We start from the raw sequence: 15,196 nt of genomic DNA on the forward strand, positions 1-15,196 counted from the left end.
CGGCGCCGTGCTCAGAACGACGGTCAGCTGAGCCCGCCGGGCTCCGACCCCTTCGCGATCGGGGCACGGACCAGATTGCCCCATTCGGTCCAGGAACCGTCGTAGTTGCGGACCTGTGGATAACCGAGCAGGTGGTGCAGCACGAACCAGGTGTGGCTGGACCGCTCGCCGATCCGGCAGTAGGCGATGATGTCGTCCGCCGACTCCAGGCCCAGCTCGTCGCGGTAGATCTTGATCAGCTCGTCGTGCGGTTTGAACGAGCCGTCGTCGTTGGCCGCCGACTTCCACGGCTTGCTCACCGCGCCCGGGATGTGCCCGCCACGCAGCGCGCCCTCCTGTGGATAAGCCGCCATGTGGGTCAGCTCACCCGTGTACTCCTGCGGGGACCGGACGTCGACCAGCGGCCGGCCGCTGGAGATGTGGCCCATCACCTGGTCGCGGAAGGCACGGATCTCGGCGTCGTTGCGGACCGGCGCCGGGTAGTCGGCCGCCGGGCGGACCGTCTTGTCCCTGGTCAGGGTGCGCCCCTCGGCCGCCCACTTCTGCCGGCCGCCGTCGAGCAGCCGCACGTCGCGGTGGCCGAAGAGGCTGAAGACCCACAGCGCGTACGCCGCCCACCAGTTGAAGTTGTCGCCGTAGAACACGATCGTGTCGTCGCGGCCGATGCCCTTGGCGGCGCACAGCTCCGCGAACGTCGCCGGGTCGAGGTAGTCCCGGGTGACCTGGTCGTTCAGCTCCAGGTGCCAGTCGACCTTGACGGCCCCGGGGATGTGGCCGGTGTCGTAGAGCAACACGTCCTCGTCCGACTCGACGACGACCAGGCCGGGGGTGTCCAGATTCGCGGCGAGCCACTCGGTGGTGACCAGTTTGTCAGGGTGCGCGTACGCCTGAAGCGCCTGCGCCGGATCGTTCGGAACGGACATGCCTGTCACGCTAGCGCCTGTTCAGGGAGATAACCGGATGTCCTGCCCGCCGGCTGTCCCTAAGCTCGGTTTCCATGTTGCTTCGGATGTCCACCTTGCTGCTCAAGACCCTGCGCGAGGAGCCGGCGGACGCGGAGGTGCCGAGTCACCGCCTCCTCGTGCGCGCCGGGTTCGTCCGTCGCGCCGCTCCGGGCGGCTACACCTGGCTGCCGCTCGGCAAGCTGGTCCTGGACCGGATCGTGGCGGTCGTCCAGGAGGAGATGTTCGCGGCCGGTGGGCAGGAGATCTCGTTCCCCGCGCTGCTGCCGCGCGAGCCCTATGAGACGAGCGGCCGCTGGACCGAGTATGGCGACGACATCTTCACCCTCAAGGACCGGCGGGGCGCCGATCACCTGCTGGCGCCCACCCACGAGGAGATGGTCACCCTTCTCGTCCAGGACATGACCGGGTCCTATCGGGACTTTCCGCTGATCCTCTTCCAGATCCAGACCAAGTTCCGTGACGAGGCCCGGCCCCGGGGCGGGCTGCTACGCGGCCGCGAGTTCCTGATGAAGGACGCCTACTCCTTCGACCTCACCGACGCCGGTCTGGCCGAGGCCTACGACCGGATGCGTGCCGCCTACCAGCGGATCTTCACCCGGCTCGGGCTGAAGCACACGATCGTCTCGGCAATGTCGGGCGCGATGGGCGGCTCGGCGTCCGAGGAGTTCCTGGCCTCGGCCGAGGTCGGCGAGGACACCTACGTCGGCTGCACCGCCTGTGACTACGCCGCCAACACCGAGGCCGTGACCACTCCGGCGCCGCCCGTTCGCGAGGTGACCGCACCCCCGTCGGCCGTGCACGACACCCCCGGTACACCCACCATCGCGTCGCTCGTCGAGCTGGCCAACGAGCGGGCGCTAGCCGGGCGGACCGACTGGACCGCAGCCGACACCCTGAAGAACGTGGTGGTGACCGTGCAGCATCCCGGCCGTGAGCCGGAGCTGCTGGCGATCGGCGTGCCCGGCGACCGCGAGGTCGACCTGAAGCGGCTCAACGCCGCTCTCGCCCCGGCGACCGCGGTCCTCTTCGACGGCTTCGACACCTATCCCGACCTGGTGAAGGGCTACATCGGCCCGCAGGACATCAAGATCCGATACCTGGCGGATCCGCGCGTCGCCCCCGGCACCGCCTGGCTGACCGGCGCCAACGAGCCCGGCAGACACGCCACCGACGTGGTCTGCGGGCGCGACTTCACACCCGACGGCACCATCGAGGCGGCCGAGGTCCGGCCCGGCGACCCGTGCCCGGCCTGCGGCGACGGCAGCCTCACGATGCGCCGCGGCATCGAGATCGGGCACATCTTCCAGCTGGGCCGGCGCTACACCGACGCGTTCAAGGTCGACGTCCTCGGCCCCGACGGCAAACCCTCCCGGCCGACCATGGGCTGCTACGGCATCGGCCTGTCCCGGGCGGTCGCGGCCATCGCCGAGCAGCACCACGACGAGCGCGGCCTGGTCTGGCCGGCCGGGATCGCCCCGGCCGACGTGCACATCGTCGCGGCGGGCAAGGACGGCCAGGTCGAGGCGGCCCTCATCCTCGGCGGCACGCTGTCGCGCGCCGGCCTGCGGGTCCTCGTCGACGACCGGCCCAACGTCTCGGCCGGGGTCAAATTCACCGACGCCGAGCTCATCGGCATCTCCCGGTGCGTCGTGGTCGGCCGCCGTCTTTCCGAGGGGTACGTGGAAGTGCGCGACCGCCGCACGCAGGATCGAAAGGAAGTGCCCCTCGTGGACGTGGCCGGTGTGATCACGGCGGAGCTCGGGTAGTCCTCGTGATGCAGCGGCGGTGGAGGAGCAGAGCAATGGTCAGGCTGGTCGCGGACGCGATGACCCGGCGGGTCGTCTACCTTCCCGAGGACACCCCACTCGACGAGGCCGCTCAGGTGATGAGCGATCAGGGCATCGGCGATGTAATCGTCACCCAGGGCCCGACCATGGCCGGCATCGTCACCGACCGGGACATCGTGGTCCGGGCGATAGCCGAGAAGCTGTCCCCGGCCACCACGACACTGGGTTCGATCGCCACCCGCGAGCTGCTGATGATCGAGCAGAGCGCAACCGTCGAGGAGGCGGTCCAGGCCATGCGCGAACGGGGCGTGCGCCGCCTGCTGGTCTGCGATGCCGATCGCAAACTGGTCGGCATCCTCAGCCTCAGCGACATCGCCCTGCTACCGACCTCCTCAGCGGCGGCCTGACCACAGCCTGGCCCTAGCCATCGTGAGGCAGCGCACGGCGAGCGGACGGGTGGTCGGCGCGTAGGGTCGATGCCGTGAGTGACATGCCGCCGAAACTGGCTGAGATCGTCGATGAGTTCGCGACCGCGCCCCGTGACGTCGTGCTCGAGATGCTGCTGGAGTTCGCCGACGCGGTGCCTCCGCTGCCGGCGGAGCTGGCCGGCCACGAGGGCATGGAGCAGGTTCCGGAGTGCCAGACGCAGTTCTTCCTGAAGGCGATCGTGCAGCCGGACGGCACTGTGGTGTCGCTCTTCGACTGCCCACCCGAGGCGCCGACCACGCGCGCGTTCGCCGGAATTCTGGCGGAGGGGTTGGCGGGCGCGTCTGCGGCTGAGGTTCTGGCCGTACCAGATGATCTTTATTCTCGAATGGGTCTCGCTCAGGCGATCAGCCCGCTTCGGGTCCGTGGCGGGACCGCGATCCTGGCCCGCCTCAAACGGCAGGTCGCCGAGCAGGCAGCCCCGCTCGGGGCGGAGTGACGTGGACATCCAGGTCTGGTCCGACGTCGTCTGCCCGTGGTGCTACATCGGTAAGGCACGGCTCGAGAAGGCGTTGAGGGCCGTCGAGGGCGAGGTGACGGTCACCTATCGGGCGTTCCAGTTGAGCGCCGAGCCGGTGCCGGAGCCGTTGCCGATCAAGCAGGTGATGGCCGCGAAGTTCGGTGGGCCAGAGCAGGTGGAGGAGATGCTTGCCCAGGTGACCGAGATGGCCGCGTCCGAAGGCCTGACGATCGACTACGACCGGGCGATCGCGGCCAACACGTTCGCCGCGCACCGGCTGATCGCCTGGGCGGCGATCCAGGATCGGCAGGCCGACATGCTCGACGCGCTCCAGCGGGCCCACTTCGCCGATGGTGTCGACATCGGTTCCCTGCCGGCAATCGCCGAGGTCGCCGGCTCGATCGGGCTCGATGCCGGCGCCGCGCTAGCCCACCTCAAGTCAGAGGCGGGCACCACCGCGATCAACACCGACATCGAGGAGGCTCGGGCACTCGGCATCAGTAGCGTCCCGACCTTCGTGGTCGACGGCAAGTACGCACTGCCGGGCGCTCATGACACCGCGACGCTGCTGTCGGCGTTCGAGGAGATCACTCGCCGGGAGAGCGCCAACGCCGGTCTATGACGTTTCACGTGAAACGACATAGATGACCGTCACATGAGTGGGCCGACCTGGACGCGCAACGAATCAAGCGCGGGACGCGGGACGCGAGACCCGCGCAGGACGCAGGGCGCGAGACCCGCGCGGGACGCAAGACGTAGGACCGAACTCGGACGGGGAACAAACCCGAGCCCGAGACGCAGGATGCGGGACGAACCCAGGAGCGGAAAAGCCCGGGCCGGGAACGTCGTGGCCAGGGATGCAGGGCCCTCGGGCGCAGGGCCTCGAGTACAGGGCCTCGAGCGCGAATCGGCCCCGGGCAATCCGGCCGTCACATGGGTGCGAGCCGGGCGAGGCCGTCGATCACCTCGGCGCCGGGAAGCGCCCCGAGCGCCGGCCCAGCGATGGCGATCTTGCTGTGCCGAACCCCGGATCCGATGATCACGTGCGGCGTGGCTACGACACGGGCATCGACCAGGATCGGCCAGTCGGCGGGGAGCCCGATCGGGGTGATCCCGCCATACTCCATCCCGGTCAGCGACACCGCCTCGTCCATCGGCGCGAAGCTGGCCTTGCGCACGTCGAGGTGCCGGCGGACCACACCGTTCACGTCGGCTCGCGTGGTGGCCAGGATGATGCAGGCCGCGTACTTGGTGACGCCACCCCGGCCACCGGACACGATCACGCAGTTGGCGGACTCGGCGAGGCTCACGCCGTACGCCTCGCAGAAAGCCGCCGTGTCCGCCAGCCCCGCATCGATCGGCGCCACCAGCACCTGATCGGCGTCGATCGGCCCCTCGGGCGGCCAGACCGCCAGAGCCTTGGCGACCGGAGGGGCGAGCAGATCCGGGCGGGACTGGGCGGGTTCGGTCTGGAGGCTTCCCATCATCCCGTCATCCTCACCCAAGCCGATGATCACGGCACATCCGGCCGCGGGACAACAGTGCCCACCGGACAGTAATCCCGAAACGCACCAGACGCAGCCAAATCGGCGGTGGTGAGCACGGAAAGAACCGGAAAGCACTCAGATCCGGCCCGATCATGCCGACCGTCAGGGGTTGTGGAGGATCGTCGACAAGCGCGCGTGGGGACCGTCAGCGGTCTCGCGCTGATGGCCGGTGCGACGGCCATGGTCGCCGTCTCCGGCGGCCATCACTCGATCTTCGCGGTCCTGCTGCTCGGGCTGCTGGCGCTGGTGATGTCGCATGCTCTCGTCGTCGAGATCCAGCGCCAGGCCCGACGCCGCTCGCAGATCGTCTGGTACCGGACCGACACGGTGAACACGATCCTGCTCGGATGCTGGGCGCTCATCGCGGTCGCCACCACCACGACACCGCTGCTCGCCCTGCCGATCCGCATCGTCAGCGCCCTGCTGGCCGCCGGTTACACCGCCGCCTGCATCTACTTCGTCGTGGAACGCCGTCGCGCCGTCACGTCGCCGGCGCCGCGCCCGACACTCGCGCCTGCCGTCGAGGCCAGGGACCCGCTGGCGGACTCGACCCCGTCGGTCTGACCGGGAAGCGTCGGCAGCACCACCATCAACGGCGGGACCGGCACGCCGCTGGTCTCGATCGGCAGCTCCGGCACCGGCAGCCAGTCGACACCGAGTTGCTCGGGGCCGAAGCCGTCATCTCGCCCCACTCGGGGCTCCCCGTCCGCCACCGTCACCGCGAAGACGGATGTCATGCCCGACGGGTAGGGCATCTCGAGCACGTAGCGGGCGTCGCTGACGACCAGGCCGGTCTCCTCGAAGACCTCGCGCCGCAGTGCCTCCTCGGCCGTCTCACCGGGCCGCAGGCCGCCACCGGGAAGGGTCCACCACTCTCCGCCACCGGATCGCCGGCTGCGCTCGTGCACCATCAGCACACGGCCGTCCCGGACGATCACGGCGGCGGCCCGTCTTCGTTCATCCACGACATGCAGGCTAACCGCATGAACTGTGCCGCGCAGGCTTCCTTCATTCCTCTGTGGATAACCCGGCACGTTCAAGGAACGGACAAATTGGCATCTATGCCTGCGGAACGCTGACCAGCAGATACGACCGGGTCTGCAGCCACGGCTCGACCAGCTTGATTCCGGTCCGCTTGGCGATGAAGGTGAGCGCCGCCACGGTCGGGTCGGCCGGCGCGGATTGCCCGGACAGGCCCGCTGCCAGGAGATCTTTCCGGTAGTCGGCCACCTTGGTGCCGGTGGCCCGGTCCGGCGCCGAGGTGTCTAGATCGAGCGCGAGATCTCCGTCACGGAAGACCATGAGATGCCCCGGTTTGCCGCCACCACCCCGGTATCCGACCACCAGACCATCACCCGCGGACAGCGGCTGAGCGATCTTCGGCGTGACACCGAGGGAGCCGTTGTCCTCCACGATGACCGACCATTTGCCGACGCCGATGATGCCGACGAAGAACCGGCTCCGCACGCCTGCCTCGCCGTCACCGGGCCCGAGGACCCGTGGCCACTCCACCCGTTGCAGTTCCTTGCCGCCCATCCGCTCGAGGAGCGGGTGCGGCTGGATTCCGCGCACGATGGTGAAGCAGAACCCGCTCGTGAGACCCGGGTGATGATCCGGCCAGGTGTAGTCCAGCACCTCCGAGGCGGACGGGCGCGGATCGGCGGCGCCAGGTGAGCCACATCCGGCAGCAGCCGTGAGGGGCAGGAGAAGCAGGACCGAACGGCGTTTCACCTGTCTAGTAGATCAAAGATCGAAGGTCCGTAACGTCCCTGTCATGGTTGACGCCGTTCGGCGAGCCGTCGATGGGCGGCCCTGGCGAGGTTTTCCGTGGTCAATGGGCCGGCCGCAACCACGAGATGGCGGCTTTTGAAATTCAGGACGAAAACTGCTTCATCCACCCGTACTTCCGTATTTTGGCCGTCGAAGCGTCGCACCTGTCCGGCCTCCGGAACGGTTTCTCCTGAGCGGCCGGTGAACGATTAGCCGACCGGGTATCGCGGAACCGCTGAGGGGATCTTCGCGCCGCCGAACCGGCGGGGCTGACAGGTCGGGCAGCGTCCCCGCATTGCAGGCGGCCACAGCGCCTCTCAGGGCCGCCAAATACCACTGGGCACCGAACGGCCCCCGAAGCCGCCGACGAACGGTTACGGCACAAACAAAAACGCCGCCCGGCACCCGGACGGCGTTGAAGAGATTGTGGAGCCCAGGGGACTTGAACCCCTAACCCCCGCCTTGCAAAGGCGGTGCTCTGCCAGTTGAGCTAGGGCCCCGTGATCCGCGTTATCGCAGATCGGGCGCAGTGGTCGCCTCGTGCCACAGGGCACGCTCGTCGCTGGAGGCCTTGACCTTCTTGACCACCAGAGCCGCCACACCGACGACACCGGCAATGATCAGGAGCTTCTTCAACACTGAACTGCACCCCTCAAGCATCCGGCCAGACGAGACTAACCCCGTACAACAGTAGATTGCCGCACCCATCAGCGAAACGCCCACCGCAACCGAGGCCGCAGTAACCCGCAACGCATCGTCACCACCGCAACCACAGCCGCAGTAACCGCAACACACAGTCACCACCGCAACCACCATGGGCGCAGTAACCGCAACACATGGCCATCACCGCAACCACCGTGACGCGGGGTCTGGGGGCTCGCCCCCAGGCTAGCAAAAATGACGAGTGACCCCGGTCCGCGCACTCCGCGGACAAGGGCCACCTGGTCATCTCGTGGGGCTAGATGGAATCGAACCATCGACCTCAGAGTTATCAGCTCTGCGCTCTAACCGACTGAGCTATAGCCCCTCACCTGCGAACAGAACGTTACCGCATCGGGTTGCGGGTCTCCAAAGCGGGGGTACCCGCAACCCGATAGCGGCTCGTCAGTCGCGTTCGGCCAGCGTGAGCTCGATGCCGCCGACCAGGTCGGCGCAAACGTTGTAGATGAACGCGCCCAGTGTGGCCAGTGCGGTGAACAGCACCACATTGACCGCACCGATCAGCATCGACGTGCCGATGACACCCCAGGCGGTGATCCGGAAGGCGCTGGTGGTGCTGCCTTCGGTGCCGCCGCTGGCGGTGACCAGCTCCTGGAGGTTGCCGTTGACGGAGCTCCAGACGCCCATCGTGTCGAGGGCGAGGTAGAGCACCGACGTGGCGACGACCACCACGATGAAGAGCACGATCGACACGGCGAACGAGAACTTCATCACCGACCACGGGTCGATCCGCTTCAGGTTCAGCCGGGCACGACGGGGGCCGCGGGCAGCCGCCGACGACACGGTGGAACGAGCGGATCGCACGGCCTCGGAGACACGCGCTGCTCCGACCGCTGCCGCGCCACCGGCGGCAGGCGTCGACCCGGTGCGCTGCTTCGCAGCGCCGGGCGGGGTCGCTTGCGGCGCCGGCGGTGTCGTGGTGGGCCGCTGCGGGTTGCCCGGGGCCGGCGCAGGCGCGGTCACCGGGGTACGCCCGGAGACCGCACCAGGAGCAGCGCCCTTGCCCTTGGTGACGACCGGCACCGACGCCGAGCCCTTCACCGGTGGCTGCACGCCTGGCCGCTTGTTGTCGGCGCCGTCGGTGTTGCCGGCGGCCGGCTCACCGGGCGGCGGGGCCATGCCCGGCGCCCTGGTGAACTTCGGCGGGGACGGGGCATCGGCGGGGACAGAGGCGCGCCCTGTGCTCTCGCGACCAGCCGGTGCGGCAGCGTCTTTCTTCGCCGCATCGTCCGGAGTCGCTGAGGTCCCGGGGCCCCCCGACTTCGCCTGTGTCTCCGGCATCAACTAGTCCTGTTCGTCAGGCTCGTCGGCATTGCGAGCAAGCGCCACGATGGTTACACCTTCTGGGAGGTCCATCAGCTTGACCCCCATTGTGTTCCGATCCCGTGTGCGCCGTACAGGCTTCACGGGAGTCCGGATGACACCACCATTGCTGGTGATGGCAAACAGTTCATCCTCCGGGCTGATCACCAGAGCGCCGACAAGTCCACCACGACGCTCGGTGATCTTGGCGGTCAGTACCCCCTTGCCGCCACGCCCCTGCACCGGATACTCCTCGATGGGCGTGCGCTTCGCATACCCACCATCGGTGGCGACCAACACATCCATGTCCGGCCGAACTACTTCCATGGCCAGAAGTTCATCGCTGTCACCGAAGCGCATGCCGATGACACCGGACGTGGCGCGGCCCATCGGACGCAGCGCCTCGTCGGTCGCGTTGAAGCGGATGGCCTGGGCTTTCTTGGACACCAGAAGCAGGTCGTCCTCCGGAGCCGCCAGTGCCGCGCCCACCAATTCGTCATCCTCCCGCAGGTTGATGGCGATAATGCCACCGCTGCGGTTGGAGTCAAATTCCTCCAGGCGGGTCTTCTTCACGAGCCCATTCTTAGTGGCGAGCACAAGGTAGGGCGCGACCTCGTAGTTCGGGATCTGGATGATCTGCGCGATGTGCTCGTCGGGCTGGAAGGCGAGCAGGTTCGCGACGTGCTGTCCCTTGGCCACACGGCTCGCTTCGGGCAGTTCGTACGCCTTTGCCCGGTAGACCCGGCCCTTGTTCGTGAAGAACAGGATCCAATCGTGTGTGGAAATGACGAAGAAGTGCGACACGATGTCGTCCTGCCGCAGCGTGGCACCGCTGACGCCCTTGCCGCCACGCTTCTGCGACCGGTACAGATCGGTCTTCGTCCGCTTGGCGTAACCGGTTCGTGTGATGGTCACCACAACGTCTTCCCGGGCGATGAGGTCCTCCATGGAGACCTCGCCGTCGAACGGGATGATCTGGGTGCGCCGTTCGTCGCCGAACTTGGCGACGATCTCGGCCAGCTCCTCGGAGACGATCGCCCGCTGCCGTTCCGGCTTGGCGAGGATGTCCTTGAGATCGGCGATCTCGATCTCGATCTTCGCCAGCTCGTCGATGATCCGCTGCCGTTCCAGGGCGGCCAGTCGGCGCAGCTGCATGTCGAGGATCGCGGTCGCCTGGACCTCGTCGACGTCGAGCAACTGCATCAGGCCCTGACGCGAGTCCTCCACGGTGGGCGAGCGCCGGATCAGGGCGATGACCTCGTCGAGCATGTCCAGCGCCTTGGCCAGACCGCGCAGGATGTGCGCCCGCTCCTCGGCCTTGCGCAGCCGGTACGCGGTCCGGCGCTGGATGACCTCGATCTGGTGCTCGACGTAGTAGCGGATGAACTGCGCCAGGTTGAGCGTGCGCGGCACCCCGTCGACGATCGCCAGCATGTTGGCGCCGAACGTCTCCTGCAGCTGGGTGTGCTTGTAGAGATTGTTCAGCACGACCTTGGCGACCGCGTCGCGCTTCAGGACCAGGATCAACCGCATGCCGGTACGGCCGGACGACTCGTCCCGGATGTCGGCGATGCCGGTGAGCTTGCCTTCCTTGACCAGCTCGGCGATGCGCTCGGCGAGGTTGTCCGGGTTCACCTGGTACGGCAGCTCGGTCACCACGAGACACGGCCGGCCCCGGGTGTCCTCCTCGACCTCGACCACCGCGCGCATCCGAATCGACCCACGGCCGGTCCGGTACGCGTCGTTGATCGCCGACTGGCCGACGATCATGCCCTTGGTCGGGAAATCCGGACCCTTGACGAGCTCGATCATTGCTTCGAGCGCGGTCGCCTCGTCCGACTCGGGGTGGTCGAGCTGCCACTGGACGGCACTGGCGATCTCGCCCAGATTGTGCGGCGGGATCTTGGTGGCCATCCCGACCGCGATGCCCTCGGATCCGTTGACCAGCAGGTTCGGGAACCGGGCGGGCAGGATCGTCGGTTCCTTGGTGCGCCCGTCGTAGTTGTCCTGCATGTCAACGGTGTCTTCGTCGATGTCCCGCAGCATCTCCATCGCCAGCGGGGACAGCTTCGCCTCGGTGTAGCGCATCGCCGCGGGCGGGTCGTTACCCGGCGAGCCGAAGTTGCCGTTGCTGTCGATCAGCGGGTAGCGCAGCGACCAACGCTGCCCCATACGCACGAGGGCGTCGTAGATCGACGAGTCGCCGTGCGGGTGGTAGTTGCCCATCACATCGCCGACGATGCGGGCGCACTTGACGTAACCACGGTCCGGACGGAAGCCGGCGTCGTACATCGCGTACAGGATCTTGCGGTGCACCGGCTTGAGGCCGTCCCGGACGTCGGGGAGCGCACGGCCGACGATCACGCTCATCGCATAGTCGAGGTACGAGCGCTGCATCTCGACCTCGAGGCCGACCGGCTCGATGCGCTGCGTCACGCTGCCGCCGATATCGGCCGGGGTCTCGTCGCCGCCGGAGGGCTCGGGAGTGTCAGTCACTTTTAACCCTTACTCAAGGTGATGCCGGGCAAATGCTGCCGAAACTGGCATAAGGCTGTGGATAACACTGTGGAAAGTGGCCACACGCTGTGGATACGGCTTCCCGGACTTAAATGTCGAGGAACCTGACGTCCTTGGCGTTGCGCTGGATGAAGGACCGACGGGCCTCCACGTCCTCGCCCATCAACACGCTGAACAACTCGTCCGCCACCGCGGCATCGTCGAGTGTCACCTGACGCAGCGTCCGGGTGTCCGGGTTCATCGTGGTGTCCCAGAGCTCGTCGTAGTTCATCTCGCCGAGACCCTTGAACCGCTGGATGTCGTCGGGCTTGGCGTTCGCCTTCTTCTGCTGGCGCAGCGCGATCAGCCCGTCCCGCTCGCGGTCGGAGTACGCGTACTGCGCGTCGTCACCCCGCTTGTTCCACTTGATCTTGTAAAGCGGCGGCGACGCCAGGTAGACGTGACCGTGCTCGACCAGCGGCCGCACGAAGCGGAACAGCAGCGTGAGCAGCAGCGTCTGGATGTGCTGGCCGTCGACGTCGGCGTCGGCCATCAGGATGATCTTGTGATACCGCAGCTTCGAGATGTCGAACTCGTCGTGGATGCCGGTGCCCATGGCCGTGATCAGCGCCTGGACCTCGTTGTTCTTCAGCACCCGGTCGATCCGGGCCTTCTCCACGTTGAGGATCTTGCCGCGGATCGGAAGGATCGCCTGGATACGGCTCTCCCGGCCGGACTTGGCCGAACCGCCGGCCGAGTCACCCTCGACGATGAACAGCTCGGTCTCGCGCGGGTCGGTGGACTGGCAGTCGGCCAGCTTGCCGGGCATCGAGCCGGACTCCAGCAGCGACTTGCGGCGCGCCAGCTTGCGGGCCTGCTGGGCGGCGATCCGGGCGCGGGCCGCCTGGTCGGCCTTCGTGATGATCAGCTTGGCGTCCGCCGGGTTCCGGTCGAACCAGTCGGCGAGCTGCTCGTTCGCCACCTTCTGCACGAAGCTCTTCATGTCGGTGTTGCCGAGCTTCGTCTTGGTCTGGCCCTCGAACTGCGGCTCGCGCAGGGTCACCGAGATGATCGCGGCCAGGCCCTCACGAATGTCCTCACCGGACAGTTTCTGGTCGCCCTTGAGGAACTTCTTCTCGATGCCGTACTTGTTGACGATCGTCGTCAGTGCGGCGCGGAAGCCCTCTTCGTGAGTACCGCCCTCGTGCGTGTTGATGCGGTTGGCGAAGGTGTAGACCGACTCGCCGTACGACTCGTTCCACTGCATCGCGACCTCGACACCCATGCCGGCGTCGTTGTCCTCGGCCTCGAACTGGATCACCGACTTGTGGATGGCGCTCTTCGTGGCGTTGAGGTGCCGCACGAAGTCGGCGATGCCGTCCTCGTACATGAAGGTGACCCGGCGGTGCTCACCGTTCTCGTCGACCTGGTCCGGGCGCTGGTCGGTGTAGTTGATGGTGAGGGCACGGTTGAGGAACGCCATCTCCTGAAGCCGGCGGTAGATCGTCTGGTAGTCGAAGTCGACGGTCTCGAAGATGTCCGGGTCCGGCCAGAACTGCACGGTCGAGCCGAGCTTGTCGGTCGGCTCGCCCTTCACCAGCTCGCCGGGAACCGAGTAGTCGTACTTCTGGCGCCACCAGAAGCCGTCCTTCTGGATGGCGACGGCCATCCGCGTCGAGAGCGCGTTCACCACGGACACGCCGACACCGTGCAGACCGCCGGAGACCTTGTAGGCCTGACCGTCGAACTTGCCACCCGCATGCAGCACGGTCAGCGCGACCTCCACACCCGGCTTCTTCAGCGTCGGGTGCAGGTCGACCGGGAAACCACGGCCGTTGTCGGTGACCGAGACGCCGCCGTCGGCCAGCAGGACCACGTCGATGGTGTCGCAGTAGCCGGCCAGGGCCTCGTCGACCGCGTTGTCCACAACCTCCCAGACCAGGTGGTGCAGACCGCGCTCACCGGTGGAGCCGATGTACATACCGGGACGCTTGCGGACCGCTTCCAGGCCTTCGAGCACGGTGATAGAGCCGGCACCGTATTCCTGCTGATTCTCTGACACCCTCGGCCACTTTCTCGCGCCGGGCCGTGAGGCCCCGCAACGGGGTTGGCGGGCTCGTCGACGGCGGCACGCGCGCACGGGGGCCCAGAGATGACACCGCGGGAAAAAGCGGACCACCGGTGGAACCGTGCGCGCCGGTCGCCGCGGACGGCCCGCGGATCGTGATCGGCTGGAAAAACCGCATAGCGTGACGACATGGGTCGGCGGAGTAGCCAACTTCGCCGTCAAGCACAGTTTTCCCGGTCGCTGTCGATTCTACTCCGCCGGAACGAGTCGGCGAGGGTCCGGCACCCCTTCCGGGTGCCTGAGAGTGCCGTAGCGCGATTTGAGGCGCTACCCACGTAATCCCCTACACGGCACAGCCGACCCACGCAATGGCAAACGCTGCGGCAGTTGCGTGGGTCGGGCGCGCCTGCCGTGCCTCACACACACTCACTGCGACACTGCTCGACAACGTCCCGCGCCCGTGTCGTAACCTCGCCCGCGCGGGCCGGAGATGGCCGGGTGGTCGCAGGGCAGGTCGAGGAGGGGTGGCCCCAATGGCGCACGACAAGGGCCTGGACAACGTCGCGGTGCACTGGCCGCGGACCAACCAGTACTACGACCCGGTGGCTCCCGCCGAGTTCGTCGACTTCGGAGCGATCGCGGACCGGCCCGAGATCGCGGCGCCCACCGGTGCGCTCGCGCTACACATCGCCAAGACCGGCACGGTGCGCGCTACCGCGTACACCGAGCTGATCGATCTTCTTCTCGGTCTTGAAGGTGTGCTCTACGCCACCGAGGCCGCCGCCGAGGACGAGGACCCGGTCATCGACCCGGACGGCTGCGCGTGGATCGCCGGCGGCCTGGAGCGGTTCGTCGAAGGGCACGAGAAGTTCGGTGACCTGGTCACCTTCGACACCGTCACCGAGGTGCTGCGCACCGCGATCTCCGCGGGCCGGCTCGCCGAGCAGCAGCTGCGCTGGCTGGACCAGCGGCTCGCCGCGCTACGCGACGACGCCGGCAACTCCCCGCACTGGAGCTTCGCGCGCACCGAGCTGGCCGTGCTGGCCGGTTTCTACCGCCGGTGCGCCGAACGCGGCTTCGCGATCTTCGCCGACTACTGACCGGCCGGTCCTCAGGACTTCCGGACCAGCCAGGTCACCCCGCCGGCGACGAGAAGCAGCACCAGGACCGTCCCACCCCAGAAGATCCGGGTACGGTCCCCGCCGCCGGTGGCATGCCCGGTGGACAGCAGCTCGTTGCCGTCGCACAGGTTCGTCTGCCCGTCGGTCTCGAACACCCGGTACCGGCCGCCCTCGACGAACTCGTATCCACAGGACGCCGAATCCTTCATGGTGACCAGCGTCACTGAATTGCCGGCTTCGCCCTTCTGCACCGACTCGACGGCGAACCGCACCTCGACCTCGTTGCCGAACATGTCGCCGTCGACGTCCTCCGCCACGCCGACGAAGGCGGTCTCGGAATTCCCCAGCGGATCCGAATTGTCCGCGCACGAACACGCCCACGCTGGTCGGGCAGCCACCGGAAGCGGCGCCAGCACGAGCAGAAGCAGGACCAGGAGACGACGCAGCAACAGAGTCATGCGAGGTCAGACGCAC

At 67.5% G+C, this 15,196-nt stretch carries 16 protein-coding genes and 2 tRNA genes; 7 read left to right on the forward strand and 11 right to left on the reverse strand.

Features of this window, described 5'->3' with window-relative positions:
• Positions 1-23: 23 nt before the first annotated feature.
• On the reverse strand, positions 24-923 hold the full coding sequence (locus AB0E94_RS07225) for a sulfurtransferase (protein WP_360323515.1): 900 nt from the start codon (positions 921-923) through the stop codon (positions 24-26).
• A gap of 74 nt (positions 924-997) precedes the next feature.
• Between AB0E94_RS07225 and AB0E94_RS07230 the strand changes: the two genes are divergently transcribed.
• The 4 genes from AB0E94_RS07230 to AB0E94_RS07245 all read left to right on the forward strand — a co-directional run bounded on the left by AB0E94_RS07230 (position 998) and on the right by AB0E94_RS07245 (position 4,320).
• Positions 998-2,731 carry a proline--tRNA ligase gene (locus AB0E94_RS07230; RefSeq protein ID WP_360323517.1) on the forward strand — a complete coding sequence of 578 codons (1,734 nt, stop codon included), beginning with the start codon at positions 998-1,000 and terminating at the stop codon, positions 2,729-2,731.
• Positions 2,732-2,766: 35 nt separating this feature from the next.
• Positions 2,767-3,159, forward strand: a complete 393-nt coding sequence (locus AB0E94_RS07235; RefSeq protein ID WP_360323519.1) for a CBS domain-containing protein — start codon at positions 2,767-2,769, stop codon at positions 3,157-3,159.
• Positions 3,160-3,233: 74 nt separating this feature from the next.
• On the forward strand, positions 3,234-3,677 hold the full coding sequence (locus AB0E94_RS07240; protein ID WP_360323521.1) for a SufE family protein: 444 nt from the start codon (positions 3,234-3,236) through the stop codon (positions 3,675-3,677).
• Position 3,678: 1 nt separating this feature from the next.
• Positions 3,679-4,320: a DsbA family oxidoreductase gene (locus AB0E94_RS07245; protein ID WP_360323523.1), complete on the forward strand. Its 642-nt coding sequence runs from the start codon at positions 3,679-3,681 to the stop codon at positions 4,318-4,320.
• 307 nt (positions 4,321-4,627) lie between these two features.
• Here AB0E94_RS07245 and AB0E94_RS07250 read toward each other — a convergent pair whose 3' ends face one another.
• Positions 4,628-5,182 carry a YbaK/EbsC family protein gene (locus tag AB0E94_RS07250; RefSeq protein ID WP_360323726.1) on the reverse strand — a complete coding sequence of 185 codons (555 nt, stop codon included), beginning with the start codon at positions 5,180-5,182 and terminating at the stop codon, positions 4,628-4,630.
• Positions 5,183-5,380: 198 nt separating this feature from the next.
• Between AB0E94_RS07250 and AB0E94_RS07255 the strand changes: the two genes are divergently transcribed.
• The gene (locus AB0E94_RS07255; protein WP_360323525.1) at positions 5,381-5,809 is read left to right on the forward strand and encodes a hypothetical protein; all 429 of its coding nucleotides are present in this window, start codon (positions 5,381-5,383) and stop codon (positions 5,807-5,809) included.
• Here the strand turns inward: AB0E94_RS07255 and AB0E94_RS07260 are convergent.
• Together AB0E94_RS07260 and AB0E94_RS07265 are read right to left on the reverse strand one after the other, a co-directional pair.
• The gene (locus AB0E94_RS07260; protein WP_360323527.1) at positions 5,698-6,210 is read right to left on the reverse strand and encodes an NUDIX hydrolase; all 513 of its coding nucleotides are present in this window, start codon (positions 6,208-6,210) and stop codon (positions 5,698-5,700) included. The two genes, AB0E94_RS07255 and AB0E94_RS07260, sit on opposite strands and share 112 nt — an antisense overlap.
• 94 nt (positions 6,211-6,304) lie before the next feature.
• Positions 6,305-6,976, reverse strand: coding sequence for a DUF6461 domain-containing protein (locus AB0E94_RS07265; protein WP_360323529.1), 672 nt, complete (start codon positions 6,974-6,976; stop codon positions 6,305-6,307).
• 47 nt (positions 6,977-7,023) lie between these two features.
• On the opposite strand from AB0E94_RS07265, the gene AB0E94_RS07270 reads away from it, so the two are divergent.
• Positions 7,024-7,209, forward strand: coding sequence for a hypothetical protein (locus AB0E94_RS07270; RefSeq protein WP_360323531.1), 186 nt, complete (start codon positions 7,024-7,026; stop codon positions 7,207-7,209).
• Positions 7,210-7,442: 233 nt separating this feature from the next.
• Here the strand turns inward: AB0E94_RS07270 and AB0E94_RS07275 are convergent.
• From AB0E94_RS07275 to gyrB, 6 genes are all read right to left on the reverse strand, one after another.
• Positions 7,443-7,515 (reverse strand) — tRNA-Ala (locus AB0E94_RS07275).
• 10 nt (positions 7,516-7,525) lie between these two features.
• Complete coding sequence (locus tag AB0E94_RS07280) at positions 7,526-7,654, reverse strand: DLW-39 family protein (protein WP_211304171.1); 129 nt, start codon at positions 7,652-7,654, stop codon at positions 7,526-7,528.
• A gap of 314 nt (positions 7,655-7,968) precedes the next feature.
• Positions 7,969-8,042 (reverse strand) — tRNA-Ile (locus AB0E94_RS07285).
• Between the two features lie 77 nt (positions 8,043-8,119).
• Positions 8,120-9,016, reverse strand: a complete 897-nt coding sequence (locus AB0E94_RS07290) for a DUF3566 domain-containing protein (protein WP_360323533.1) — start codon at positions 9,014-9,016, stop codon at positions 8,120-8,122.
• A 3-nt stretch (positions 9,017-9,019) separates the two neighbouring features.
• Positions 9,020-11,533, reverse strand: coding sequence for a DNA gyrase subunit A (gyrA, locus tag AB0E94_RS07295; RefSeq protein WP_360323535.1), 2,514 nt, complete (start codon positions 11,531-11,533; stop codon positions 9,020-9,022).
• A 109-nt stretch (positions 11,534-11,642) separates the two neighbouring features.
• A complete protein-coding gene (gyrB, locus tag AB0E94_RS07300; RefSeq protein ID WP_360323537.1) occupies positions 11,643-13,595 on the reverse strand; it encodes a DNA topoisomerase (ATP-hydrolyzing) subunit B in 1,953 nt (650 codons plus the stop codon).
• A gap of 539 nt (positions 13,596-14,134) precedes the next feature.
• On the opposite strand from gyrB, the gene AB0E94_RS07305 reads away from it, so the two are divergent.
• Positions 14,135-14,701: a hypothetical protein gene (locus AB0E94_RS07305; RefSeq protein ID WP_093620804.1), complete on the forward strand. Its 567-nt coding sequence runs from the start codon at positions 14,135-14,137 to the stop codon at positions 14,699-14,701.
• Between the two features lie 11 nt (positions 14,702-14,712).
• Here AB0E94_RS07305 and AB0E94_RS07310 read toward each other — a convergent pair whose 3' ends face one another.
• Positions 14,713-15,180, reverse strand: coding sequence for a hypothetical protein (locus tag AB0E94_RS07310; protein ID WP_360323539.1), 468 nt, complete (start codon positions 15,178-15,180; stop codon positions 14,713-14,715).
• Between the last annotated feature and the right edge of the window lie 16 nt (positions 15,181-15,196).

Source organism: Actinoplanes sp. NPDC026670, from assembly GCF_040638175.1.
Taxonomy (GTDB): domain Bacteria; phylum Actinomycetota; class Actinomycetes; order Mycobacteriales; family Micromonosporaceae; genus Actinoplanes.